The sequence below is a fragment of the Caballeronia sp. M23-90 genome (assembly GCF_053574605.1).
This window is the reverse complement of record NZ_JBSIPA010000749.1, coordinates 1-1,780: the sequence shown is the minus strand read 5'-3', so window position 1 is coordinate 1,780 and position 1,780 is coordinate 1. Positions and strand designations below refer to the sequence as shown.

The 1,780-nt window shown below is 61.5% G+C and carries 2 protein-coding genes; both read right to left on the bottom strand.

Annotated elements, in window-relative coordinates:
* The coding region (locus tag ACRXB1_RS35485; protein ID WP_449494705.1) for an FAD-binding protein at positions 1 to 326 on the bottom strand (326 nt) is incomplete at its 3' end.
* Between the two features lie 178 nt (positions 327 to 504).
* The coding region (locus tag ACRXB1_RS35480; RefSeq protein ID WP_449494704.1) for an FAD-linked oxidase C-terminal domain-containing protein at positions 505 to 1,780 on the bottom strand (1,276 nt) is incomplete at its 5' end.

The following is a 1,780-nucleotide window of genomic DNA, read 5'->3' as shown; positions in this document are numbered from 1 at the left end:
TGCGGGCCGGCGAGTCCTGCAGCAATGCAGCCGCCGATGGTTGCATCGTGGCCAAAGTGCGGCGGCTCGAACGGCAGCATCTGGTTGCATTCGTCGAGGCGCGCTTCGATCTCGCGCAGTGGTGTGCCGGCCTTCGCGGTGATCACGAGTTCGGCCGGGTCATGTTCGATGATTCCGCTGTGCGCGCGTGTATCGATGATTTCGCCTTGCAACGTCTGGCCGTACCAGTCCTTCGTACCGCCGCCGCGAATCCGCAAGGGCGCGTTGCTCGCTGTCGCGGCGCGCACGCGCTCGGACCAGCTCGCGACAATGTCTTCCTCGTTCATGGTGTCCTGCGTGTTGATGCTGGCCGTCTGCTGGCCAAATGGCTAGTTTTTGATGCTCCAGACCAGTGTATCGGCGCGTGCTGGTAAGGCCACTCGTATAAACGTGGATATGTTTCCTGCATCTGAACGGCCGCTGATGCCGAAGCGGCCGTTTAGTTGCCACGTCTGAACACGATGCCTAAAAGCGCGGAATTTCCGGATGCGGGAGCAAACCGCCGCGGATGTGCATCTTTCCGTACTCGGCGCAGCGCGCGCGCGTGGGAATGCCTTTGTCCGGATTGAGCAGGCCGGGGGGATCGAAGGCGCGCTTGATCGCGTGGAAAGTGTCGCGTTCCTCCGGCGAAAACTGCACGCACATGGAATTGATCTTTTCGATCCCCACGCCATGCTCGCCCGTCACCGTCCCACCGAGTTCCACGCAGGCTTCCAGGATGTCCGAGCCGAACGCTTCAGCGCGATGCCATTCGTCGAGATCGTTGCCATTGAAGAGAATGAGCGGATGCATGTTGCCGTCGCCCGCATGGAACACATTCATGCAGCGCAGCGCGTACTTGACTTCCATCTCTTCGATACGCGCAAGCAACGGCCCGATCTGGCGGCGCGGGACGGTGCCGTCCATGCAGTAATAATCCGGCGAGATCCGCCCGGCCGCCGGAAACGCGTTCTTGCGCCCGGACCAGAATTTCAGCCGTTCGGCTTCGGAACGCGAAATCTGGATGCGGTTTGCGCCGAACTCGCGCAACACGGCCGTCATGCGAACGATTTCTTCGGACACTTCGTCTTGCGTGCCATCGGATTCGCACAGCAGGATCGCCTTGGCTTCAAGGTCGTAGCCGGCCTTCACGAATTCCTCGACGGCGCGCGTCGCGGGTTTGTCCATCATTTCGAGGCCGGCCGGAATGATCCCCGCTGCAATGATCGCCGCGACCGCGTTGCCGCCTTTCACCACGTCGTCGAAACTCGCCATGATGACTTGCGCCGTTTGCGGCTTCGGAATCAGCTTGACGGTGATTTCGGTGACGATCGCGAACATGCCTTCGCTGCCAATCAACACCGCAAGCAGATCGAGCCCGGGCGCGTCCAGCCCGAGCGAACCGAATTCGAGAATGTCGCCTTCCGTCGATACAGCCCGCACCCGCATCACGTTGTGACACGTCAGGCCGTATTTGAGGCAATGAACGCCGCCGGAATTTTCACTGACGTTGCCGCCGATCGTGCACGCAATCTGCGATGAAGGATCGGGCGCGTAATAAAGGCCATACTGTGCGGCGGCTTCGGAAATGGCGAGATTGCGCACGCCCGGCTGGACGGTCGCGGTTCGCGCATACGGATCGACTTCCATGATCTTGCGAAAGCGCGCAAGAGACACCACGATGCCATGCCGTATCGGCATTGCGCCGCCAGACAAGCCCGTACCGGCGCCCCGCGGGACGATGGGCACGTCGAGCCGCGCG